At 70.5% G+C, this 21524-nt stretch carries 20 protein-coding genes; 14 read left to right on the top strand and 6 right to left on the bottom strand.

Going from position 1 to position 21524, the window contains the following annotated elements; all coding sequences use genetic code 11:
- Positions 1-43: 43 nt before the first annotated feature.
- Positions 44-829 (top strand): endonuclease NucS, encoded by a 786-nt coding sequence (gene nucS / locus HWV07_RS13445; protein WP_425487791.1) that lies wholly within the window; start codon positions 44-46, stop codon positions 827-829.
- Between the two features lie 6 nt (positions 830-835).
- Here the strand turns inward: nucS and HWV07_RS13440 are convergent, their stop codons facing one another.
- Together HWV07_RS13440 and HWV07_RS13435 are read right to left on the bottom strand one after the other, a co-directional pair.
- Positions 836-2113 carry a D-arabinono-1,4-lactone oxidase gene (locus HWV07_RS13440; RefSeq protein ID WP_178334797.1) on the bottom strand — a complete coding sequence of 426 codons (1278 nt, stop codon included), beginning with the start codon at positions 2111-2113 and terminating at the stop codon, positions 836-838.
- Positions 2101-3285, bottom strand: a complete 1185-nt coding sequence (locus HWV07_RS13435) for an alanine racemase (RefSeq protein ID WP_178334796.1) — start codon at positions 3283-3285, stop codon at positions 2101-2103. The genes HWV07_RS13440 and HWV07_RS13435 overlap by 13 nt, the downstream gene beginning before the upstream one ends.
- A 113-nt stretch (positions 3286-3398) precedes the next feature.
- Between HWV07_RS13435 and HWV07_RS13430 the strand changes: the two genes are divergently transcribed.
- The 5 genes from HWV07_RS13430 to HWV07_RS13410 all read left to right on the top strand — a co-directional run bounded on the left by HWV07_RS13430 (position 3399) and on the right by HWV07_RS13410 (position 8665).
- Positions 3399-4112: an endonuclease NucS domain-containing protein gene (locus HWV07_RS13430; RefSeq protein WP_178334795.1), complete on the top strand. Its 714-nt coding sequence runs from the start codon at positions 3399-3401 to the stop codon at positions 4110-4112.
- A 65-nt stretch (positions 4113-4177) separates the two neighbouring features.
- On the top strand, positions 4178-4591 hold the full coding sequence (locus HWV07_RS13425; RefSeq protein ID WP_178334794.1) for a DUF1648 domain-containing protein: 414 nt from the start codon (positions 4178-4180) through the stop codon (positions 4589-4591).
- A 64-nt stretch (positions 4592-4655) separates the two neighbouring features.
- Positions 4656-5663, top strand: a complete 1008-nt coding sequence (gene endA, locus HWV07_RS13420; RefSeq protein WP_178334793.1) for a tRNA-intron lyase — start codon at positions 4656-4658, stop codon at positions 5661-5663.
- 83 nt (positions 5664-5746) lie between these two features.
- The gene (locus HWV07_RS13415) at positions 5747-7306 is read left to right on the top strand and encodes a tryptophan--tRNA ligase (RefSeq protein ID WP_178334792.1); all 1560 of its coding nucleotides are present in this window, start codon (positions 5747-5749) and stop codon (positions 7304-7306) included.
- Positions 7307-7399: 93 nt separating this feature from the next.
- On the top strand, positions 7400-8665 hold the full coding sequence (locus HWV07_RS13410; RefSeq protein WP_178334791.1) for an ICP22 family protein: 1266 nt from the start codon (positions 7400-7402) through the stop codon (positions 8663-8665).
- Positions 8666-8716: 51 nt separating this feature from the next.
- Here HWV07_RS13410 and HWV07_RS13405 read toward each other — a convergent pair whose 3' ends face one another.
- Complete coding sequence (locus HWV07_RS13405) at positions 8717-9700, bottom strand: P-loop NTPase (protein ID WP_178334790.1); 984 nt, start codon at positions 9698-9700, stop codon at positions 8717-8719.
- A gap of 821 nt (positions 9701-10521) precedes the next feature.
- Between HWV07_RS13405 and nadE the strand changes: the two genes are divergently transcribed.
- The gene (gene nadE, locus HWV07_RS13400) at positions 10522-11427 is read left to right on the top strand and encodes an NAD(+) synthase (protein WP_211694133.1); all 906 of its coding nucleotides are present in this window, start codon (positions 10522-10524) and stop codon (positions 11425-11427) included.
- A 28-nt stretch (positions 11428-11455) separates the two neighbouring features.
- The gene (locus HWV07_RS13395; protein ID WP_178334789.1) at positions 11456-12304 is read left to right on the top strand and encodes an NAD+ synthase; all 849 of its coding nucleotides are present in this window, start codon (positions 11456-11458) and stop codon (positions 12302-12304) included.
- Between the two features lie 28 nt (positions 12305-12332).
- Here the strand turns inward: HWV07_RS13395 and ygfZ are convergent, their stop codons facing one another.
- Both ygfZ and HWV07_RS13385 read right to left on the bottom strand, forming a co-directional pair.
- The gene (ygfZ, locus tag HWV07_RS13390) at positions 12333-13415 is read right to left on the bottom strand and encodes a CAF17-like 4Fe-4S cluster assembly/insertion protein YgfZ (protein ID WP_178334788.1); all 1083 of its coding nucleotides are present in this window, start codon (positions 13413-13415) and stop codon (positions 12333-12335) included.
- A 45-nt stretch (positions 13416-13460) separates the two neighbouring features.
- Positions 13461-13763, bottom strand: coding sequence for a DUF6432 family protein (locus tag HWV07_RS13385; protein ID WP_178334787.1), 303 nt, complete (start codon positions 13761-13763; stop codon positions 13461-13463).
- Between the two features lie 403 nt (positions 13764-14166).
- Between HWV07_RS13385 and HWV07_RS13380 the strand changes: the two genes are divergently transcribed.
- Positions 14167-14919: a DUF7093 family protein gene (locus HWV07_RS13380; protein ID WP_178334786.1), complete on the top strand. Its 753-nt coding sequence runs from the start codon at positions 14167-14169 to the stop codon at positions 14917-14919.
- A 129-nt stretch (positions 14920-15048) separates the two neighbouring features.
- Positions 15049-15441 carry a DUF5611 family protein gene (locus HWV07_RS13375; protein WP_178334785.1) on the top strand — a complete coding sequence of 131 codons (393 nt, stop codon included), beginning with the start codon at positions 15049-15051 and terminating at the stop codon, positions 15439-15441.
- Here the strand turns inward: HWV07_RS13375 and HWV07_RS13370 are convergent, their stop codons facing one another.
- Positions 15442-15618 (bottom strand): hypothetical protein, encoded by a 177-nt coding sequence (locus HWV07_RS13370; RefSeq protein ID WP_178334784.1) that lies wholly within the window; start codon positions 15616-15618, stop codon positions 15442-15444.
- 90 nt (positions 15619-15708) lie between these two features.
- Here HWV07_RS13370 and thiD point away from each other — a divergent pair, with 90 nt between their 5' ends.
- The 4 genes from thiD (at position 15709) to HWV07_RS13350 (ending at position 21459) form a co-directional block, all read left to right on the top strand.
- The gene (thiD, locus tag HWV07_RS13365; protein ID WP_178334783.1) at positions 15709-17088 is read left to right on the top strand and encodes a bifunctional hydroxymethylpyrimidine kinase/phosphomethylpyrimidine kinase; all 1380 of its coding nucleotides are present in this window, start codon (positions 15709-15711) and stop codon (positions 17086-17088) included.
- A 162-nt stretch (positions 17089-17250) separates the two neighbouring features.
- Positions 17251-18261: a TAXI family TRAP transporter solute-binding subunit gene (locus HWV07_RS13360; RefSeq protein WP_178334782.1), complete on the top strand. Its 1011-nt coding sequence runs from the start codon at positions 17251-17253 to the stop codon at positions 18259-18261.
- 1 nt (position 18262) lies between these two features.
- A complete protein-coding gene (locus HWV07_RS13355) occupies positions 18263-18736 on the top strand; it encodes a DUF1850 domain-containing protein (RefSeq protein ID WP_178334781.1) in 474 nt (157 codons plus the stop codon).
- Positions 18737-18738: 2 nt separating this feature from the next.
- Positions 18739-21459, top strand: coding sequence for a TRAP transporter permease (locus tag HWV07_RS13350; protein ID WP_178334780.1), 2721 nt, complete (start codon positions 18739-18741; stop codon positions 21457-21459).
- Positions 21460-21524 lie beyond the last annotated feature (65 nt).

Genomic DNA, 21524 nt, shown 5'->3' with positions numbered 1-21524 from the left:
GTCGTTCGGGCGTCTTAAGCCGCCGACCGGACTACGGGGACCCGTGAACGACGGCGGCGATGGGTACGGCGGTTCGGCGGCCGAACGAGAGCGCGTGCTCTCGGATCCGGACCCCGACACCGCGACCGAGTTCCTCGCAGGGGCGGTCGACGTCGGCGACCTCGTGACCGTCTTCGGCCGGTGTACGGTCGACTACGACGGGCGGGCGGCGTCCGAACTCGGCCCCGGCGACCGCCTCCTCGTGGTCAAGCCCGACGGGACGACGCTCGTCCACGCGGAGGCGGGCCAGCAGCCGGTGAACTGGATGCCGCCGCCGGCCGACGTCGACGTCGGCGGGGAAGCGTCGTCGGACGGTGGCGGCTCGCTCGTTATCGAGAGCCGGCGGAGCGCCCCCGAGGAGTCGCTGGTGGTCCGGTTCTCGGCGGTCGTCCACGCCGCGGCCTTCCCCGTCGGCGAGGCGGAGAGCGACACCCCGGAGGTCGTCGGCACCGAGGCCGACCTCAAGGAGCGCGTCCTCGCCGAACCCGACCTGGTGGAGCCGGGCTTCGCGCCGCTGGCCACCGAGCGAGAGACGCCCGCCGGCGCCGTCGACGTCTACGGCGAGGACCGCGAGGGCCGGACGGTGGTCCTCGAGCTGAAGCGACGCCGCGTCGGCCCGGACGCCGTCGGCCAGCTCCACCGCTACGTCGAGGCCCTGGAGCGGGACCTCCACGCCGACGCCGAGGTCCGGGGGGTGCTCGTCGCGCCCTCAGTGACCGAGCGCGCCGAGGCGCTGCTCGCGGAGAAGGGTCTCGAGTTCGTCTCGCTCACCCCCCAAGGCGACTCGTAGCCCTGCTCAGCCCTCGAAGACGTCCCGCAGGTGGTCGTTGAGGAACAGTCCCTCGGGGTCCAGCTCCTCGCGGACCTCGCAGAACTCGCCCCAGCGGGGGTAGAGCGCCTCGAAGTCCGAGGCGGTCTTCGTGTGGTGCTTCCCCCAGTGGGGCCGGCCGTCGTGGCGGTCGAAGACCGCCTCGGCGTCCCGGAGCAGTCCCTCCTGGTCCCGGCGGTGGTAGGCGTGGACGGCGACGAACGCGGAGTCGCGACCGTAGGCGGGGGAGATCGGAATGGAGTCCGCCGCCACGTCCCGGAACTCCACCGGGAACATGACGTCGTGGGGCTCGACGACGCCGCGAAGGTCCTCGAGGACCGCCGCGGCGTCCGAACGCGGGACGCCGTACTCCGTCTCGTTAAATCGGACGGCGCGGGTCGTCGGGTAGATCTCGCGGGCCGGGCCGACGCGCTCGGACTCGGAGAACGTGGCGGCGGTGAAGCGGTTGAGGAGAGGGGCGGCCGACCGGACCCGGTATCCCGCGCGGCAGAGCCCCTCCCAGGCGAGGTTCTCGAGTCGCTCCTCGACGGCGTCGCGGCGGCCCGGGCGGCCGGGGGCGTCGGTCTCCTCGAGGATCTTCACGAGCGCGGTGTCGGTGTGCGGGAACCACCAGAACTCGAAGTTGCGGTGGTCGCGGTAGCTCTCGAGGTTCGCCAGCACGTCGTCGACGGGCGCGGGGAACTTCCGCTCGCGGAGGCGGTAGTCGGCGGCGACGTCGAGGGTGACGGTGCTGACGACACCGAGCGATCCGAGCGAGACCTGCGCGAACGGGAAGCGGTCGTCGCCGGCCTCGAGTTCCAGCGTCTCGCCGTCGGCCGTGACGAGCCGCATCCCGGCGGCCTGCGTCGACATGACGCCGAAGTCCGTCCCGGTGCCGTGGGTGCCGGTCGAGAGCGCGCCGGCGACCGACTGGTCGTCGATGTCGCCCATGTTCTCCAGCATCAGGCCGTGGTCCGCGAGCGCGGCGGTCAGCGCCGAGAGCGGCGTGCCCGCGCGGACGGTCACCCGCCGGGCCTCGCGGTCGACGTCGACGAGTCCGGTGTACCGCTCCAGCGAGACGAACGTCTCGTCGGACTTCGCGACGGGCGGGAAGGAGTGGCCGGCCCCCGCGACCCGGAGCGTGCCGTCGGCCCGCTCGACGACGGTCCGGAGTTCCGCCTCGGTCTCCGGGTAGTGGACGCTCCGCGGCCGGGCCCGGACGCTGCCCGACCAGTTCTCCCAGGTGCCCTCGGTCAGATGTAGCATCGGCCCTCCCCCCTGTATGTCGGGTGGGTCTCGACCACTTCGTCGCCGTCGACGACGGCGAGTTCCTCGAAGAAGCGACAGAGCTCGCCGGCCTTTCCGTGCCGAATCACGACCGGGTCGCCGACGGCGAGGTCGCGCGAGCCGTCGTACAGTATCGGCGTCTGGACCTCGCCGGCGCCCTCGTCGTCCCGCAATGTGGCGCCCTCCGGGAGGTGCGGCTTCGGCGCCTTGTCCTCGCCGACGGGGCCGGAGGCGACGTACCCCCCGCCCCGGCAGGTGTGGACGCCGTCGGCCGGCTTTCGTGCCACCTCGATGGCGTAGCCCGCGGCGGGTTCGTACTCGAAGGCGTCGTACCAGTCGAACTGCCGCGGGGCGTAGAACGCCGACCCGACCGTCACCTCCGTCACCGAGGGGTCGCTCCGGGTGAACTCGACGCTGCCGGTGCCGCCGCCGTTGACGAACTCGAGGCCGTACTCCGCAGCCAGCGCCTCGACGGCCGCCGTCCGTCGCTCCCGGACGCGGGGCTTCGAGCGCTCCTTGAGCCGCCGGATGACCGCGTTCTCGACGCCCGAGTTGGCGGGGTTGCGGTCCGGCAGGCCGGCGAGCTGGGCCTCGTAGCCCATCAGCCCCGAGAGGTGGACGCCGGGCGTCTCGGCGATGGACTCGGCGACGGCCAGCACGTCGTCGGGCGTCCGGAGCGGCGAGCGCTGGACGCCGAAGTAGACGCTCAGGTGCTCCGTCGAGCAGTCGAGGTCGACGCAGAGCGGCACGTCGGCGCCGACCTCGCTCGCCACCTCGCCGGCGCGTTCGACGTGCTCGGCGTCGTCGACCATCAGCGCGATCTCGCTCCCCTCGTCGACGGCCTGAGCGACCCGGCGGAGCTCCTCGCGGCCGACGACCGGGTAGGCGACGAGCAGGTCGTCGAACCCCGCCGCCGCGAGGTCGGCGGCCTCGTGGCCGGTGTAGCACAGCAGGCCCTCGAAGCCCGGTTCCTCGAGGAGTCGCTCGAGGACGGCCCGGCAGCGGACGGACTTCGAGGCGACGCGGACCTGCAGCGAGCCGGCGCGGGTGGCCGTCAGCTCGACGTTCCGCTCCAGCGCCGGCCGGTCGAGGAAGGCCAGCGGCAGCTCGCGGCCCTCGAAGGCCCTCCGGTAGGCCCCGTAGTCGTTCATGGAGGCACGGTAGACGCCACCACACCTGAGGGTTCCGGCGTCGATGGACGGGCTTTAATCCTCGGCGGCGGGACGGCCGGACGTTCAAGTACGAGGACGGGACCACCGGCCCCATGCCGACGCGAACCATCGCCGGCGACTGCATCGTGCGCTTCGACGGCTCCCGCGACCGCCACCTCCGTGGCCGCGTCCTCGTGGTCGTCAAACCGGACAACACCGTCCTCGTCCACGACGCCGACGGGTACCAGCCCGTCGCCTGGCTCACCCGGCCGGAAGAACTGTCGCTGACCCGCGACCCGCTGTGGCTGGTCGCCGTCGACGGCGACGAGACCCTCCGCGTCGAGGCGGCCAACGACGCGGTGGCCGTGACCGACCACGACGTCGGCGAGGCGGGCGTCCCGGTCGGCGACTGCCGCTGCGGCGGGCCGCTCGTCCGCGCCGGCGGCGCCGTCGTCTGCATCGAGTGCGACGACCGCTACCCACTCCCCGGCGGCGCGGCGGTCCTCGAATCGACCTGCGACTGCGGCCTCCCGCAGTTCCGGGTCGACCGCGGTGAGACGTTCGAGCTCTGTCTCGACTACGACTGCGGGTCGCTGGTCGAGGCCGTCCGCGAGCGGCTCGGCGGCGAGTGGGACTGTCCGGACTGCGACGGCGACCTCGAGATCCTGCAGCGCGGCGGCCTGCTGGCGGGCTGCGAGCACTATCCCGACTGCGAGACCGGCTTCGCCGTCCCCGACGGGACCGTCGTCGGCGAGTGCGACTGCGGCCTCCCGCGGTTCGAGACCGGCGGCGGCGAGCGGTGCCTCGATACCGGGTGCGAGGGGTGAAACGGGGCTTCCGACGGAGTCCGAGCGGGGAAGGTTTTTCGCCGCCGGGTACCGACCCCCGGCGTATGCCCCTCCGCTTCCGGTGGAGCTACCTCCTGGCCCTCGCTGCGCTCGCCCTCGCGGTCGTCGCCGGCGTCGCCCTCTGGCCGCGGCTGCCGGCCGAGATAGCGGTCCACTTCGACGCGAGCGGGACGCCCGACAACTACGTCTCGAAGCCGGTCGGCGTCCTCCTCGCGCCGGCCATCGGCCTGGTCGCCGTCGGTATCGTCCGGTACGCCGAACGGGCCGACCCGACCGCGGACCCGCGGGTCCTGGCGGTCTCGGTCGTCTTCGTCGGCGGACTGATCGCCTACGTCCAGGGGCTCGTCCTCGCGTACAACCTCGGCAATGCGTTCTCGATGACGACCGCGCTCGCGCCGGTGTTCGTCGCCGCGGCCGCGCTCGTCGGCTACGCGCTGTACCGCGAGGGCGTCCCGTAGGCCCCTCGGGGCAGCCCGACCGTAGCGGCTATACGCCCACGCGCGCGATTCGAAGACGAACACGATGCAGGGCCACCTGACCGACGGCGTCGTCGAGGTCGGCGCCAACGGCCGCGAGCGCTACTACGACTCCAGCGGCTACGGCCGTCCCCGGGGCTCGGGGGTCGTCCTCTCGCGGGTCGAGGCCGCCCACCTCCTCCACCGCGGCGACCTCGATGCCGTCGACGGCCAGGGCTTCGCCGACTTCCTCGCAGCGAACGCCGACGTCACGGTCCGCTTCCTCGTCTACAAGGACCTCCGGGACCGCGGCTTCTACGTCTCGCCCGCCCGCGAGGGCTGGGTCGACGACCCCGCGGGCGCCGACTTCGTCGTCCACCCGCGCGGGGACGGCCCCTGGGACGGCACCACAGAACACCGCGTCCGCGTCGTGGGCGAGCGCGCGTCGGTCCCCCTCGAGTCGCTCGGAGACGTCGTCCTCGCGGTCGTCGACGAGGAGAGCGAGATCACCTACCTCGAGACCGGCCGGCCCGACGTCTCGGGGACGAGCGAGATGGCCTTCGACGGCCGCACCGCCGGCCGACTGCTCGAGGACCGGGTGCTCTGCTGGGACCCGCCGGCCGAGCTCTACGAGTCGGACTTCTACGGCCAGCGGATGGACCGCGACGACGACACCCTCCAGCTGTCGCTCCTGGAGGCCGCCTACCTCGCCGAGGAGGGCCAGCTCGACCTGCAGGGCGGCGTCGATGCGCTGGTCGACCGCGGCCGCGAGGTCGAGGGCGAGCGCTTCGACCGCCGGCTCGCCGTCTACCGCGAACTCCGGGACCGCGGCGTCGTCCCCAAGACCGGATTCAAGTTCGGCGCCGACTTCCGCACCTACGCCGACGTCGAGAGCGTCGACGACCTGGGCCACTCCGAACTGCTCGTGCGGGTGCTGCCGACGGGCACCGACCGCTCCCCGCGGGACCTGGCGCTGGACGTCCGGCTCGCCCACGGCGTCCGGAAGCGGATGGTCTTCGCGCTGGTCGAAGGGAGCGAGGTCCGGTGGCTCTCGGTCTCGAGGCTGACGCCGTAAGGGGACCCGGAGCCGGTCGACTGCCACGCCGGCCGTCCCGGCCAAGCGAACGGTTTTTGGGCGAACCTCTCCGACGTGGAGGCATGGCAGACGACGAGCCCCACGCAGAGGACGCGGGCGCGCCCGCCGCGGACGGCGGCGCGAAGGGAGCCGACGACGTGGCCCTCGACCCGTGGGGCTCCTCGACGGTCGACGACTACCGCAAGCTCTTCGAGGAGTTCGGCATCGAGGAGTTCGACGACGTCCTCGGGGAGGTGCCCATCCCCCACTACCTGATGCGCCGCGGCGTCATCTTCGGCCACCGCGACTACCGGCCGGTCGCCGAGGCGATGCGGGAGGGCGAGGAGTTCGCCGCGCTGTCGGGGTTCATGCCGACCGGCGACCCCCACATCGGCCACAAGCTGGTCTTCGACGAGCTGATCTGGCACCAGGAGCGCGGCGGCGACGTCTACGGCCTCATCGCGGACCTGGAGGCCCACTCGGCCCGCGGGATGACGTGGGACGAGATCGACGAGCACGCCGAGAGCTACCTGCTCAGCCTGCTGGCGCTGGGCTTCGACCCCGAGGAGGGCGAGCTGTACCGCCAGAGCGAGAACCAGGAGCTGCAGGACCTCGCCTTCGAGCTGGGGTCGAAGGCGCGGTTCTCGGAGTTCGAGGCGATCTACGGCTTCGACGGCGAGACCAGCGTCTCGCACATGCAGTCGGTCGTCACCCAGATGGCCGACATCCTCTACCCGCAACTCGACGAGCCGAAGCCGACGGTCATCCCCGTCGGGCCGGACCAGGATCCCCACGTCCGGCTGGCCCGCGACCTCGCGACCCGGATGCGGTTCTTCAAGGTGACCGAGGCGTACGCGAGCTTCGAGCTCGACGACGCCGAGCGCGAACTCGTCGCCCACGCGTACGAGGCGTTGGCCGATGAGGACGACGGCGAGACCGACGTGCGGTGTGCCGAGGCCGCCGACTGGCTCGAGGAAGAGGCCCCCGAGTCGACGGCGCTGTGGGACGCCGTCGAGACGCTGCGCGCCGGCGGCAAGGAGCCGCTCCGGCCCCGCGTGCGGTTCTTCGACCGGAACGCGACCGACGAGGCCTTCGAGGCGCTCATCGAGGCCGTCGAGGGCGAGAAGCGCGTCTACGAGGGCCACGTCGACAGCTTCGACCTCGACCGCGAGGCGGCCGAGGAGCTGGCCCGCGAGGTCGAGGTCGAGAACGGCGGCTACGGGTTCGTCCCGCCGTCGTCGATCTACCACCGGTTCATGACCGGCCTGACCGGCGGCAAGATGTCGTCCTCGGAGCCGGCCAGCCACATCAGCCTCCTCGACGACCCCGAGGACGGCTACGACAAGGTGAAGGCAGCGACCACCGGCGGCCGCGAGACCGCCGAGGAGCAGCGCGAACTCGGCGGGAAGGCCGACGAGTGTCCCGTCTACGAGCTGTACGCCTACCTGCTGTCGGGCGACGACGACGAGTTCGCCGCCGAGGTCTACGAGGAGTGCGTCACGGGCGAGCGGCTCTGCGGTAGCTGCAAGGAGCAGGCCGCCGAGCTGATGGCCGAGTTCCTCGAGGAGCACCAGGAGAAGCGCGAGGAGGCCCGGGAGCTGCTCGAGGACCTCGACGTCGAACTCGAGAGCGGGCGGGCGTAGCGCCGGGGCGGCGCTGCCGGAAGTGGACGGACGCCGCGTTTCCGCTGTCGTTTCGGTCCCGACCCATTTATAGCGGGACCGCCACCTGGAGGTATGGCAGACGGTATCGAGACCACCCGGACCGCCGTCGCGGACGGCGTGCGGGTTCGGAAGACCATCGACACGGGACCCGAGGAGACCGCCGTCGTGACGCTCAACGTCGCCGTCGAGCACACCGAACCGACGACGGTCCGCATCACCGAATCCGCGCTGGGGGCCGTCCCCCGCGACGAGATCGAACTGCACACCGACCACGGCGCCGAGCACTGGCAGATCGGCGACGAGGCGACCTTCGAACGCGAGTTCGCCGGCGGCGAGACCAGCGAGGTCGTCTACCGCGTCGCGGGCGTCGACGCGGACCGCTTCGAGGCGCTCGACGAGGGCCCCGTCGTGGCCGCCGGCGGGTCGATCGACGACCTGGTCAGCCGCGACGACTCCGACGCCGTCCGCGCGCTCGTCGCGGGCGAACGCGAGTCACTCCTCGCCGCGCCGGGCGCAGGGGGCGTCGACCTCTCCTTCGAGACCGAGTCCGACCCCGACGGCGAAGCCGAGGATGTCGTCCCCACCGCGACGGCCTCCTCGGGTGGTCCCGCCGAAGACTCGTCGGCCGACGAGATCCCGGTCGATACCGAACCAGAGGACATCTCGGTCGGCGTGCCGTCGATGGACGGTTCGGCGGACGGCGACGCGGCGCCGAGCGACCCGGCGGTCGAGGCGGCCGAGCCCGTCGAAGCTGACGAGCCGACCGACGGCGCACGCGACCAGGCCCACGGGCAGACGCCGGACGACGACCTGACCGCCTCGCTGGCGGCGACGCCGTCCGGCGGCATCGCCCGCCTGCTGCTGAAGGAGCTCCGAGAGGGCCACGTCGACGAGGAGACCCGCGAGGAGCTCCGGGCGGAGCTGGAACCCGGCCGGAGCCGGGACGTCCGCATCAAGCACCTCCAGAGCGAGGTCGCCGAGTTCGCCGCCTACGTCGAGATGCTCGACGGCTTCGTCGACGAGCACGGGACGCTCGACGACGCGGTCGGCGGCGTCGACGAGCAGGTGTCGTCGCTGGACGACGAACTCGCGTCGGTCCGGTCGGAACTCGACGACATCTCGGACTCCGTCAACGAGGACGTCGGCGAACTGCAGACCGACGTCGCGGACCTTCGGGACGGCCAGGGCGACCTCCGCGACGGACAGGACGACCTCGAGGCCCGCCTCGACCGACTGGAGGACGAACTGGCGACCGTCGACGAACGGCTCGACGAGTTCGACGAGTTCAAGGAGCGGCTGTCGGGCGTCTTCCAGGGCGTCGGCGACCCGCAAGAGTAGCGATCCGGCGCCGCCGGTCGTCGTCTCGATTCCCGGAAGCTTCGAATCCGCCTATCCGAAGATGCCGGTCAGCCGCGAGAAGAAGCCGCCAGATTTCTCATCCGATTCCGTCTCGTCCGCCGAATCTTCGGTCTCGGCGTCCGCTGTCTCTGAGTCGTCGTCCCGGTCGGCTGCTGCCTCGGGACCGCCGTCGGTCGCCTGCGCGGTCTCGGCCTCCTCGATAGGAGGGTCGGCGTCCGCGTCGGGCGACTCGCGTTCCCGTTCGTCCTCGGCGTCCTCCCCGGCAGAGGCGTCTGGCTTCCGCGCCTTCGAGTCGAGCGGTTCCAGCGTCACCTCGGCGTCGTCGGTCATCCCGGCCGCGATGGCGTCGTATGCGACCGCCGCCCGGCTCTCCGGGGCGTAGGCGGCGACGGGGATGCCCGTCGCGGTGCTCTCGGAGACGGCCGCCTCCTGCGGGACGGACCCCATCAGGTCGACGCCGAGGTCGCTCGCGACGGCATCGGCGTCGGTCTCGTCGGTGGCGTGCGTGACGACGACGCCCCAGACGGGGACGTCGAGGCGTTCGGCGAGCTGCTTGCTCTTCGTGGTGTCGCCCATCGCCGCGGGGTCCGGCGAGGTGACGAGGATCGCCTCGTCGCCGAGCTCCAGCGGGAGGAGGCCCTCGTAGGTCAGGCCCCCGCCCGTGTCGACGACGACGTAGCGGTAGCGGTCGGCGAGCGCCTCGACGACGGCCTCCAGCTCCGCGGGGTCGGCGTCGGCGAAGCCGTCGAGCGAGCGGTCGCCCGCCAGGACGGCCAGCCCCTCGGCCAGTTCGTGGACGGCCTCGTCGACGTCGACCTCGCCCGCGAGCACGTCGTGGACCGACAGGTCGGTGTCGAGGTCGAAGAACCCCTCGACGTTCGGCATCCCGAGGTCGGCGTCGAGGACGACGACCGAGTGGCCGCGCTGTCTGAGCGCCACCGCGAGGTTGACCGCCGTGGTCGTCTTCCCGACGCCGCCTTTCCCGCTGGTCACTGTGACGACGTCGCCGCTCATGGTTCAGTTACGACTCACCCTCCCAAGCTAAAAACCGTCGGACGGAATTCGATCTCGATGTGGCGTGTGGGACGGACTCGGGGACGAGCAGCGGGACGCGACGACGACTGCAGAACGGAGCCGCCCGCCCCGGGATTCGGGGCGGGCGTGTGGCAGGAACGCTGGACCGGAGTCCAGCCAGGACCGACATCGTAAGATGGCAGGTGCCAGAGCGAACCGGAGCGGCGTTCACAGCATCCTCTTCCACCTCCGGTGTCCGCTCGGTGCTTCGACAGGAAGCCGTCGCGCGAACCCACCTGAAGCGTCGCGACGAGACGCGTCGGGGGCTGGACCGACGCGCTTCGAGTATCCTGCGAACATTGCATCCCCATCTGTTCACCGTTAGCGCATAAATCTTCGCTATCATGCACCTAATTCGATTTTAGGTGTACGTTCAGGTTCTAACCCATATCGTGATGCTCCATTCATCCATCACGTAAATCTCGAAGGGGCGTCCTTCAGAACGCCTCTCCCTACAGGTCAAGAGGATCTCGCGACGGGAGGTGGTAGAAATTCCATTCCCTACCTATTTCCACTATTTCTTGAACACCCATACTCCTTATACTGTTCTATATTCTACTTCGCGAAGATTTATGCCACATCAGTAGTTGTCTGTTGAGTATGGACGCAAAACAACCATCGTACGTTCGTTCAGCGAGCTTCGCGCCCTGTCCCCGCTGCCACGAAGGAGCGCTCACCTGGGATACGGAACGGGCCGAATCGAGCTGCATCGTCTGCGAGTGAAACCCGCGGCGAATCGGTCGCCGCACGAGCTACAATACATGTCGATCAAAGAACTGGACCGCGGTGTCGTACAGGAGCCGGACACGTTCCGCACGGACGTCGAGACGATGGAGCAGGAGTGCACCGCCTTCGTCAGATCGGTCGTCAAGGACGCGGGCGCCGACGGCGTCGTCGTCGCGCTGAGCGGCGGCATCGACTCGACCACGGCCGCCTCGGTCGCCGTCGAGGCCCTGGGGGCCGACTCGGTGTACGGGCTCGTCATCCCGGCGGACGCGAGCGACGAGTCGAACATCACGGACGCCCAGGACGTCGCCTTCGAGCTGGGGATCAGCTTCCGGACTGTCGACGTCCAGCCCGTCGTCGACGCGCTCACCGACACGATGGAGCAGGAGTACTGGTTTCGGAAGATGGCGGCGCTGTCCTTCGGGTCCGGCGAGGCGGTGCAGCTCTGCGATCCGATCGAGGACCGCGACGGCTACACCGAGGCCGTCGGCAACGCCACCGCCCGCGCCCGGATGATGGCGACGTACTTCGAGGCGAACCTCCGAGACCGCCTGGTCCTCGGCACCGGCAACCGGACCGAACTGTCGCTGGGCTACTTCACCAAGTACGGCGACGGCGGCGTCGACCTCCTGCCGCTGGGCGACCTCTACAAGACGGAGGTCCGGCGGCTCGCCCGACACCTGGGCGTCCCCGAGGACATCGTCGAGAAGCAGCCCACCGCCGGACTCTGGGCGGGCCAGACCGACGCCGACGAACTGGGCGCTCCCTACGAGACCATCGACGCGGTCCTCCGGAAGCTGGTCGACGAGGGCTGCAGTGTCGAGCGGACGGCCGCGGAGCTCGGCCTCGACCCAGAACTCGTCGCCGAGTTCGAGGAGATGTACCGCGCGGCCGCGCACAAACGCGACGTCCCGCCGACGCCCGGGACGCACTTCAGCTGACGATGTGGTCGCGACATCGAGGGCAGCGATGAGCGGCGGCGCGTCGGGTAGCCCGCCGGATTCCGGAGAATCGCCCGCCCACCCGCCCAACGAGACCGTAGATCCGTCGGCCGCCGGCGAGCGGATCACGTCGTTCGTCGCCGACTACGTCGACCGAGCGGACGCCGACGGCGTCGTGGTCAACCTCAGTGGCGGCCTCGACTCGTCGGTCACGGTGACGCTCGCGGTCGAGGCGCTGGGGGCCGACTCGGTCTACGGTCTCGTCCTCCCGAGCAGCAAACTCGGCGGTGCGGGGGCCCGCGACGCCGAGGCCGTCGCCGACGTGCTCGGCATCGACTACGATACCCTGCAGGTCCAGCCGCTGCTGGCCCAGCTGGCCGACGTCGCGCCGTCGTGCGTCGACCTCCACGGCGACCCGGTCCTCCGGGGCAACCTCGTCGCCCGGCTCCGGATGGCGCTGGCGTACCTGGTGGCCAACGACTCGGGGCGGCTCGTCGCCGGCACGACGAACCGCAGCGAGCTGCTGCTGGGGTACTTCACGAAGTACGGCGACGGCGCCGCGGACCTGCTGCCGCTCGGCGACCGTTACAAGACCGAGGTCGTCGAGCTGGCCGAGGAACTCGACGTCCCCGAGTTCGTCGTCGAGAAGCCGCCGACGGCGGGGTTCTGGCCCGGCCAGACCGACGAGCGCGACCTGGGAGCCTCCTACGAGGTCATCGACGCGGTGCTGGCCCTCCACGTCGAGGCCGGCCTCGGCCGCCCGGCGGTCCGGGCCGAACTCGACGCCGATCCGGACGCTATCGACCGGATACTCGACTACTACGAGGCGACCGGACACAAGCGGACGTTCGCGCCGACGCCCGAGGACCGGGCGTAAACAAGGACAGCAGACCGAACCCTCCAGGTCAGTACTGCGGCAAACGCCGGGACCGCGCCGAACCCTCGACGAACGGCAGGTCGGCGAGTTCCGCCGGGACGTCCTCGCCGTCGACGCGGACGGTCAGTTCGTCGGCGGCGAGGTCGTAGTCGACCAGCGCCATCGCGGCGGGCGCATCGAGGGCGGGACTGCGGTCGGCGCGCGTGACCTCGCCGACGTGCTCGTCGCCGGCGAAGACCGCGGAGCCGCGGGTCGGTACCGACTCGGGGCGGAGTCCGACGAGTCGACGGGAGGGCTGACCGCGGTTCTCGATCTTCGAGACGACCTCCTGGCCCACGTAGCAGCCCTTCTCGAAGTCCAGGGCGTTCCGGAGGCCGAGGACGTTCGGGACGTTCCCCTCCAGTTCCGTCTCGAACATCGGCGTCCCGGCCTCCAGGGTCAGGTAGTCGAACGTCCGGTAGCCGAACGGCGCGGCGTTGAGGCCGTGGTTGACGAGCGCGTCGAAGACCTCCGCGGCGTCCTCGGCCGCGCAGACGACCTCGTAACCCTCCTCGCCCGTGAGGTCGTCGGTGCGGATTACAGTGACGCCCCAGTCGCCGACGGTGCCGCGGACGAACGACAGCGACTCGTCGGGCGACCCGGGGCCGGTGAGCACCGAGGCGATCTTCTCGGTGGCCTTCGGCCCGTGGATGCCGAACACGCCGAAGTCATCGGTTGCGGCCCGCACCTCGACGTCCTGGATGAACGTCTTCTCGCTCCAGTCCTCGGCGAGGTCGGCGGCCCGCTGCGGCGGGACGAAGCAGAGCAGGCGCTCGCCCGCGTTGAAGACGTAGAGGTCCGTCTCGATGCCGCCCTGCGGGTCGAGCAGGAGCGCGTAGACGCCCCAGCCGTCCTCGGCGGGGACGCGGTTGGAGACGGCGTTGTCGACGAACTCGACGCGGTCGTCGCCGGTCACCTCGACGACCCCGTACCCCATCTCGATCACCCCGACGACGTTCCGGACGGCGCGGTGGACCCGCTCGGGTCGGCCGTAGTGGTCGACGACCTGGCGGCCGCCGCGCTCGGTGAACGTCGCGCCGTGGTCTTCCTGGAGGTCCGCGACGACAGTCATTGTGGGTCGAAAGGGGTCGGGGAGGTAAAACAGCCGCGACTCCGCCTACAGGCCGAGTCGCTCGCGGAGTCGGTCGAACAGCGAGCCGCCGCCCTCCCCGTCGTCGGTCTCGTGGGCGGGGACGACCCGGTCGTCGGGGTAGATGCGCATCGGCTCCTCCTCGTTCTCGACGGTGATGAGGCCCTCCTCCTTGAGGTCCGCCAGCGCCGCCTCGAGGTCGTCGATGTCCGTCTCGACGCCGGACCGCAGTTCGAACACCGTCATGCCCTCCTCGGTCCGGTCGACGAGCGCGTCGAGCACCGCCACCTCCGTGTCGTCGCGGTCGCGGTACTCCGGCTTCGCCTGCATACGTACCCGTTCGCCCGGGGGTGGCCTTAACTGTTCGAGGAGCGCGAGGGTCGGAGCGACCGCAGGGAGCGAACCCTCGAGGTGCCGAGCGGTGAACGGAGTGAACCGCGAGGTATAGCGAGGCCGACCGAAGGGAGGCCTCGGAACGTGCGAACGGCGACCGAAGGGAGCCGTGAGCAGCGAGGGTCGGAGCGACCGGAACGAGCGAGACCCTCGAAAACCGAGCGGCAAGGGAGTCCCGAGCAGCAGCGCGCGCGTCCGCTCACACGGCAGATATGCGACCACAGAGAGACCACGCGACCCCCGTTCGACCCGTTCGAAGGGGTCGACGAGGCGGTTTCGGCCGCGCCGCCGTCCGTTTTCAACTGAACATTTATACCTTCGACACCGACACACCGTGATAATGGGACTGAAATGTTCGTTCCTCGGTCACTCCTTCGAGGACGCCGGGGTCGAGCGCGACCGCGAGGAACAGGGAAGCGAGGTCGTGACCGTCGTCAAGGAACTCGAGCAGTGCCGCCGCTGCGGGGAGGAGCGCGTCGTCTCCGAGAGCACCGAGGTGACCACCGTCGTCGACGCCGGCGAGGTCGAGGCGGACATCGACGAGGGCGCGGCGGCCGGCGGGACCGGCGGCTTCGGCGGCGCCGTCGACCGCGCGATGGACGAGGGCGGTGACAACGACGGCGCGGAGACCCTCGAAGAGGGGCCCGAACCGGCCGGCGCGGACGACCCGGCGGCCCGGGCGGCGGCCGACGAGGCCGCGGCCGCGGTCGACGAACTGGCCGAGGAACCCGACGAGGCCTTCGAGGAGCGCGACCCCGAGGAGGAGGACGCCGAGATCCTCACGGACGACGACGACGGCGGGCGCGACCCGGGCGAGTGGCCCGACGACCACGAGGAGGGCGAGGGGCTGGCGGACGACCCCGAGGACGCCCCCGACGTCCCGGGTAGCGACGACGGAGCGCCGGTGGCCGACGCCGAGGAGCGGGCCGGGCTCGGGGAGGGGGTCGACGACGATTCGCTGTCGGGGATCACCGTCCCCGAGGGGCGGATCGTCTGTCCGGAGTGCGGCTTCGAGGTGGACGCCGAGTCGTCGTACCGCGACGGCGACCCCTGCCCGAAGTGCGGGGCGTGGCTGACCACCGTCTCGGAGTGAGTCGCCGGGGACGCGACCTGCCGGCGGGCGCACTTCGTGCCGGCGGGCACCTCGGGCCGGCCGGAACGCGACGTGCCGGCACGAGTCCCTCGAAACTATTGTAAACCACCGGGTCCCAATATCTCCTCCATGGAAGAGTACAAGATGCGCCGCGGGGAGTACCTCGAAGAACGCGTCCCCGACCTGGAAGGAACCATCGAGGACTACTTCGGCCCCATCACCGCCACGGAGGAGTTCAAGGGCAGCGACCTCTACGTCGTCGAGGAGCCGAAGAACCCCGTGTTCGACCGTATCGTCGCCGGCGCCGTCGAGTACTCCGGCAAGAAGGACAAGCTCGCCGTCGAGTTCCACGAGCGCGAACTCGAGGAGCTGATGGAGACGGGCGACGTCGACGCCGCGGGCGACGCCAACGACGCGAAGAACGACTTCCTGCTCGAGTGTACGGGCCGGGACGCGAAGTCGCGCCGCGAGTCGATGAAGCGCGCCGTCGAGGACGACGCGGACAAGCCCGACAACGTCTGACTACTGCACCGACGGCTCGTCCCCGGCGTACGCCGCCTCGGTGAGCAGCGCCTCCAGGTTCTCGTACGGTACGAACGCCAGTAGCTCGCCGTCCCCGCGGTACAGTTCGACGCCCCGCTCGCCGCGCTCGTAGTCGTCGCACTTCAGCTGTCCGTTCGGGAGGATGGCGCGGTACATGCCTCCCCCTACGTCGGGCGCCCGTGAAGGCGTTGCGACGACCGCACACCGACCACCACCGATTTGTATTCACAAGGAATATCCCCAGGTATGAGCGAGACGCGCACCCCGGCGCCGGTCTCGAAGCCGGTCGTCCTCACCATCGCGGGCAGCGACTCCGGCGGCGGCGCCGGGATCCAGGCCGACCTGAAGACGATCGAGGCGACGGGCGGCTTCGGCACGTCGGCGATCACGGCCGTGACCGCCCAGAACACGACGGGCGTCGAGTCGAGTCACGTCCTCCCGGTCGCCGAGCTCGAGGCCCAGATCGAGGCCGTCCGGTCGGACTTCGACGTCCGGGCGGTGAAGACCGGGATGCTGGCGACGAGCGAGGTAGTCGAGACGGTCGCGGCGTACGCCGCCGACTTCGACTGTCCGGTGGTGGTCGACCCGGTGATGGTCGCCGAGTCGGGGGACCGACTGCTCGCCGGCGAGGCCGAGGCGGCCTACGAGGACCTGGTCGCCGAGGCGACGCTGGTGACCCCGAACGCCGACGAGGCGGCGGTCCTCACCGACGTCGACGCAGGTGGCAGTGGCCACCCGGACGAGGCCGGTGCCCGCCTCGCCGGCCAGCGCCTCCTCGCGATGGGCGCCGACGCGGCGCTCGTGACCGGCGGCCACGTCCCCGGCGACGAGGTGCTGGACCTGCTGGTGACGCCCGACACCATCGAGGCGGCCCGCCACCCGCGCGTCGACACCGACGCGACACACGGCTCGGGCTGTACGCTCTCGTCGGCCATCGCCACCCGCCTGGCGCACGGCGAACCGCTGGTCGACGCCGTCGGCCGCAGCGTCGCGTTCATGGAGCGGGCGGTCCGGTACCACCACGACGTCGGCGAGGGGCCCGGCGCCGTCCACCACCTCGCCGCGCTGCGGAACGAGGTCGGCCGGGACGACACTGCGGAGTCGGTCCACGACGTCGTCGAGTGGTTCGTCGCCGAGAACGTCCGCCCGCTCGTCCCCGAGGTGGGGATGAACGTCGTCGGCGCGACGCGGTACGCCGAGGCCGTCGACGAGACGGCGGCCGTCGAGGGGCGCATCACGAAGACCGTCGGCGGCGTCCAGCCGAACCGCGGCGTCCGCTTCGGCGCCTCCAGCCACGTCGCCCGGTTCCTGCTCGAGGCCCGCGAGTTCCACCCCGAACTCCGCTTCGCCGTCAACTGCCGGTTCGACGACGACGTCGAGAGCGCCCTCGACGCCGTGGAGTGGGCGGTCGCCGAGTACGACCGCGACGCCGAACCGGAGGACGTCAAGCGCCGGGAGGGAAGCACGATGCAGTGGGGCGCCCGGCAGGTCTTCTCCGGCGGCGACCGGCCGGCGGCCGTCGTCGACCGCGGGGAGGTCGGCCGGGAGGCCATCGTGAAGCTCGTCGCCGAGACCCCGCAGGCGCTCGGCGAGCGCGCCGTCGAACTGCTGTCGGCCCTCGAGTGAGCGGTCCGACCGCCGCCTCGACGGGTCGCCGGCCGGTCGCCGTCCGACCACCGACCGCTAAGTGCCAATGGTTCAACTAAAACGCCGGTACCGGCACTCAACTACCGACCTACGACCGAGTATTAAGTAACTTTTTATGCGGCGGGCGGCAATAATCGCCGTATGTCGAGAGACAAGCGGTTCATCGGACGTCGGGATGTCGTGAAAGGGGTTGCCGGAATCGGTGTGGTCGGACTCGCCGGCTGTACCGGTAACGGCAACGGGGACGGCGGTAACGGGAACAACAGCGACGGCGGCGGCAACGGCGGCGGCGGCAACACCATCCGCTGGCACGCCGGCGGGACCGGCGGGACGTACTTCCCGCTCTCCGGGGAGTTCGAGACCGTCGTCGAGGACGAGACCGACTACAACATGGAGGTCTCCGCGACGGGCGCGTCCGTCGAGAACGTCGGCAGTCTGGCCAGCGGGGACGCCGACTTCGCGCTCATCCAGAACGACATCGCCTACTTCGCGAAGAACGGCGAGGGTATCGAGGCCTTCCAGGGCAACGCCGTGGACAACCTCCAGGGCGTGGCGACGCTGTACCCGGAGACCATCCACATCGTCACCCGCCCCGACGCGGGCATCGAGTCCGTCTCGGACATGGAGGGGATGCGGGTCAACACGGGCGACCTCGGCAGCGGGACGCAGGTCAACGCCCTGCAGATCCTCGAGTCCGCGGGCGGCCTCACCCCGGACGACTTCGACCAGCAGAACAGCGACTTCACGCAGGCGGCCGACCAGATCCAGAACGGCGACATCGACGCGGCGTTCGTCGTCGGCGGCTGGCCGGTCGGCGCCATCGAGGACCTCGCGCAGAACGCCGACATGGACGTCCTGTCGATGTCCGACGAGGAACGGCAGGCCGCCAAGGACGACGCCTCCTGGTTCGCCGACGACACGATCCCGGCGGGGACCTACGAGGGCATCGAGGAGGACGTCACGACCGTCTCGGTCCAGGCGATGATCGCCACGCGCGCGGAGTACGACGCCCAGGCCGTCGAGGACGTCACGACGGCCATCTTCGAGAACGTCGACGCCCTGTCGATCAAGACCGACTTCATCAGCAAGGACTCGGCCCAGGACGGCATGTCCATCGAGCTCCACGAGGGCGCGGCCGCCTACTTCGAGTAGTGTGACCCGCCGGGCGTGGCTCGTCATCGCGGTCGTGATCGTCTGCGCCGGCGTCCTCACGACCGGGGCCGTGACGGTCGCGGCGACCGAGACCGTCCTCGTGGTCACGGACGACGAGGGAGAAGAACTGCTGGTCACGCCCGTCGCTGAGGACGACGAGATAATCGTCGAGTACACCCACAGCGTCGAGAAGACGCTCGTACGAGACGTCTACGTCGCCGAAGACGGACAGCTGGTGATGACCCGGATGGAGTTCAGCTCCTACGGCGCCGGACTACCGTCGACGGTGAACGTCACCGAGGTCGACGGGCGGTACGTCTACTACCCACCCGAGCGGGGCTACGACCCGCTGCGGGTCACCACCGGCCACGTCGCCGACCACGACCTCGTCGTCGGTGACGAGCGCTACGACATCGCCGAGATCGCCGACGGCGGTACCGTCGAACTACGCATCGAGACGCGGTTCAGACTCTGACAATGCCAGACGACCCCGCGAATACGACGGACGAGATGAGCGCCGAGGACCCGGACAAGGTCCTCGAGGAGATCGAACGGAAGCGGTCGCTGACGGGCGCGACCCTCGTCGCACTCGCGGCCGTCGGCATCACCTTCTCGCTGTTCCAGATATGGCTCGCCGCCCGCGGGTTCATCTTCGAGGTGAACCTGCCGGTGTCCTTCACGTTCAGCGTACTGGGACAGACGGTGACCGTCCCGGAGACGATACGGATCGGGTCCCTCCAGAACCTGCAGGTCCGGGCCATCCACGTCAACTTCGCGCTGATAATGGCGTTCCTGCTGTATCCGACGTCCGACGGCCACGGCGTCGTGGCGCGGAACCTCGGACGGATCCCGATCGCGGTCCGCGACCGGCTGGGTGACCATCCGGTCACCCGCGGGACGGAGACCCTCCAGGACGCCGTCCGGTGGCTGTTCGTCGACGAGTCGCTCGACCGGGTGACGCCCGTCGACCTCGTCCTCATCGCCCTGTCGCTCGCGCCGACCATCTACTACCTGACCGAGTTCGACGGGGAGATCACGAACGTCATCCGGCTGTTCGGCCTCCGGCAGGCCGCGCCGCTCGGGGAGGTCTACCCCGTCCTGGAACCCATCGCGGTGGGGCCGCTGGCGACGCGGCCCTTCGCGTACCTGGTGGCCGTCCTCGCCATCCTGCTGGTCCTGGAGGCCACCCGGCGAGCGCTGGGCCTCCTGTTGACGGGGCTCGTGACCCTGTTCATCCTCTACGGTCGGTTCGGGTACCTCATCCCCCGCGACGCGCCCGGCGTCGGCCTGCTGGCGACCAGCGAACTCCGCTGGGACCAGGTCGTCCAGAACCTCTGGTACACCGTCGAGGGCATCCTGGGGATCCCGGTGGCGGTCAGCGTCCAGTTCATCTACATCTTCATCCTCTTCGGCGCGTTCCTGGAGATGTCGGGGGCGGGCAAGTGGTTCATCGACCTCGCGTACTCGCTGACCGGCACCCGCACCGGCGGCCCGGCGAAGGCCAGCGTCGTCTCCTCCGGGTTCATGGGGATGATCTCCGGGTCCTCGGTCGCCAACACGGTCACGACCGGCGCGCTGACCATCCCGCTGATGAAGCGGTCGGGCTACTCGCCGGAGTTCTCCGGCGCCGTCGAGTCCTCCGTCTCTTCGGGCGGCCAGATCCTCCCGCCGGTCATGGGCGCGGCGGCGTTCCTCATCGTCGAGTACCTCGCCATCCCCTACCGGACGGTCATCATCGCCGCGACGCTGCCAGCCATCGCCTTCTTCTTCGGGATGTGGATGATGGTCCACCTCGAGGCCGCCAAGCACGGCATCGGCGGGCTCGACCGCTCGGAACTGCTCGACATCACGCCGCACATGAAACACGGGTGGTTCTACCTCGTGCCGCTGGGGCTGCTGCTGTACTACATCATCATCGCCCAGCGCTCGATCGGTCGCGCCGGCTGGCTCACCATCGTCGCGACCGTCGCGCTCATCGCGCTCGTCTCGGCGTACAACCGAAAGACCGGGCCGGTACTGGCCGGCGGGGTCGGCGGGCTGTTCGTCGCGACGGCGGTCACCCACTACCTCGCGGGCGCGTCGGTGATCGGGTTCCTCCTCGGCGACGGCGGCGCCGGCCTCGCACCGGCGGCCGCCCTCCGCGCGGCGCTCTCCCAGCTCGATCTCATCATCGCGGCCGTCTCCATCCCCGTGCTGCTGGCGCGACCGCGCGGCGACTCGCCGCTGCTGGAGCTGGACGACACGGTGACCGACGCCGCCGCAGCCATCGACGACCACGTCCGGAGCGACTTCGCGACGAGCCGGGCCGGCACCTTCGGGACGTTCGTCCTGAAGTCCCTCGACAACGGCGCCCGGACGGCGACGGTCGTCGTCGTGGCGGTCGCCGCGGCCGGCATCATCCCCGGCATCATCAACATCACCGGGCTCGGCGGGAGCCTCCGGTCGCTCATCGTCTCGGTCGCCGGCGACTCGCTCGTCGTCCTGCTGCTGCTGACCGGGGTCGCGGCCATCATCGTCGGCATGGGGATGCCGACCACCGTGATGTACATCATCATCATCACGCTGCTCAGCCCGACGCTCCCCGAGTTCGGCGTCGCGATGATCGGGGCGCACCTCTTCGTCCTCTACCTCGGCCTGATGGCCGACGTGACGCCGCCGGTCGCCGTCGCGGCCTACGCCGCCTCCGGGATCGCGAAGTCCGACGCCTTCGAGACGGGGAGACAGGCGTTCCTGCTGTCTCTCAACAAGATCATGGTGCCGTTCGCGTTCATCTTCGCGCCCGGCATCATGCTCATCCGCGTCGACTCCGTCCAGGACTTCGCCGTGCTGACGGCGTCCGACGTCGCCGACGTCGGCTACTTCCTCCCGGAGGTGGTCGTGCCCATCCTCGGGATGTTCGCCGGCGTCTACGCGCTCGGGCCGGCCATCATCGGCTACTACCGGACGTACGTCAGCCGCGCGGAGCGGGTCGCGTTCACCCTCGCCGCGCTGTTCCTCTCGGTCCCGGGGGTGCTCCTCATGCCGGCCGAGACCGTCGTCGGGATGGTCGGCATCCAGGCGACGCTGTACACGGTCCCCATCGACGTGGCCGTCCGCGTCGCGGGTGCGGTCCTGCTCGGCGGACTCGTCGTCAAGAACCGGCGCCGGGCCGACGAGGAGGTCGAGAGCCCGGCTGATTCGTCCGTGCCGGCGACCTGATCGCCGGGGGCCAGGAACGCGATCCGCGCGCTCGCCCGACTCCGCCCGACCACTTCCACCGGGGT

The sequence above is a fragment of the Natronomonas salina genome, assembly GCF_013391105.1.
GTDB classification, from domain to species: Archaea; Halobacteriota; Halobacteria; order Halobacteriales; family Haloarculaceae; genus Natronomonas; species Natronomonas salina.
Note: the sequence above shows the minus strand (reverse complement) of the source record. Positions and strands in the feature narration are given on the sequence as shown.

Coding starts and splice junctions, on each gene's coding strand:
- nadE (WP_211694133.1), top strand. CDS start 10,522: ATGTCGATCAAAGAACTGGACCGCGGTGTCGTACAGGAGCCGGACACG.
- HWV07_RS13350 (WP_178334780.1), top strand. CDS start 18,739: ATGCCAGACGACCCCGCGAATACGACGGACGAGATGAGCGCCGAGGAC.
- HWV07_RS13395 (WP_178334789.1), top strand. CDS start 11,456: ATGAGCGGCGGCGCGTCGGGTAGCCCGCCGGATTCCGGAGAATCGCCC.
- endA (WP_178334793.1), top strand. CDS start 4,656: ATGCAGGGCCACCTGACCGACGGCGTCGTCGAGGTCGGCGCCAACGGC.
- HWV07_RS13405 (WP_178334790.1), bottom strand. CDS start 9,700: ATGAGCGGCGACGTCGTCACAGTGACCAGCGGGAAAGGCGGCGTCGGG.
- ygfZ (WP_178334788.1), bottom strand. CDS start 13,415: ATGACTGTCGTCGCGGACCTCCAGGAAGACCACGGCGCGACGTTCACC.
- HWV07_RS13360 (WP_178334782.1), top strand. CDS start 17,251: ATGTCGAGAGACAAGCGGTTCATCGGACGTCGGGATGTCGTGAAAGGG.
- HWV07_RS13440 (WP_178334797.1), bottom strand. CDS start 2,113: ATGCTACATCTGACCGAGGGCACCTGGGAGAACTGGTCGGGCAGCGTC.
- thiD (WP_178334783.1), top strand. CDS start 15,709: ATGAGCGAGACGCGCACCCCGGCGCCGGTCTCGAAGCCGGTCGTCCTC.
- HWV07_RS13430 (WP_178334795.1), top strand. CDS start 3,399: ATGCCGACGCGAACCATCGCCGGCGACTGCATCGTGCGCTTCGACGGC.
- HWV07_RS13410 (WP_178334791.1), top strand. CDS start 7,400: ATGGCAGACGGTATCGAGACCACCCGGACCGCCGTCGCGGACGGCGTG.
- HWV07_RS13370 (WP_178334784.1), bottom strand. CDS start 15,618: ATGTACCGCGCCATCCTCCCGAACGGACAGCTGAAGTGCGACGACTAC.
- HWV07_RS13385 (WP_178334787.1), bottom strand. CDS start 13,763: ATGCAGGCGAAGCCGGAGTACCGCGACCGCGACGACACGGAGGTGGCG.
- HWV07_RS13380 (WP_178334786.1), top strand. CDS start 14,167: ATGGGACTGAAATGTTCGTTCCTCGGTCACTCCTTCGAGGACGCCGGG.
- HWV07_RS13375 (WP_178334785.1), top strand. CDS start 15,049: ATGGAAGAGTACAAGATGCGCCGCGGGGAGTACCTCGAAGAACGCGTC.
- HWV07_RS13425 (WP_178334794.1), top strand. CDS start 4,178: ATGCCCCTCCGCTTCCGGTGGAGCTACCTCCTGGCCCTCGCTGCGCTC.
- HWV07_RS13415 (WP_178334792.1), top strand. CDS start 5,747: ATGGCAGACGACGAGCCCCACGCAGAGGACGCGGGCGCGCCCGCCGCG.
- HWV07_RS13435 (WP_178334796.1), bottom strand. CDS start 3,285: ATGAACGACTACGGGGCCTACCGGAGGGCCTTCGAGGGCCGCGAGCTG.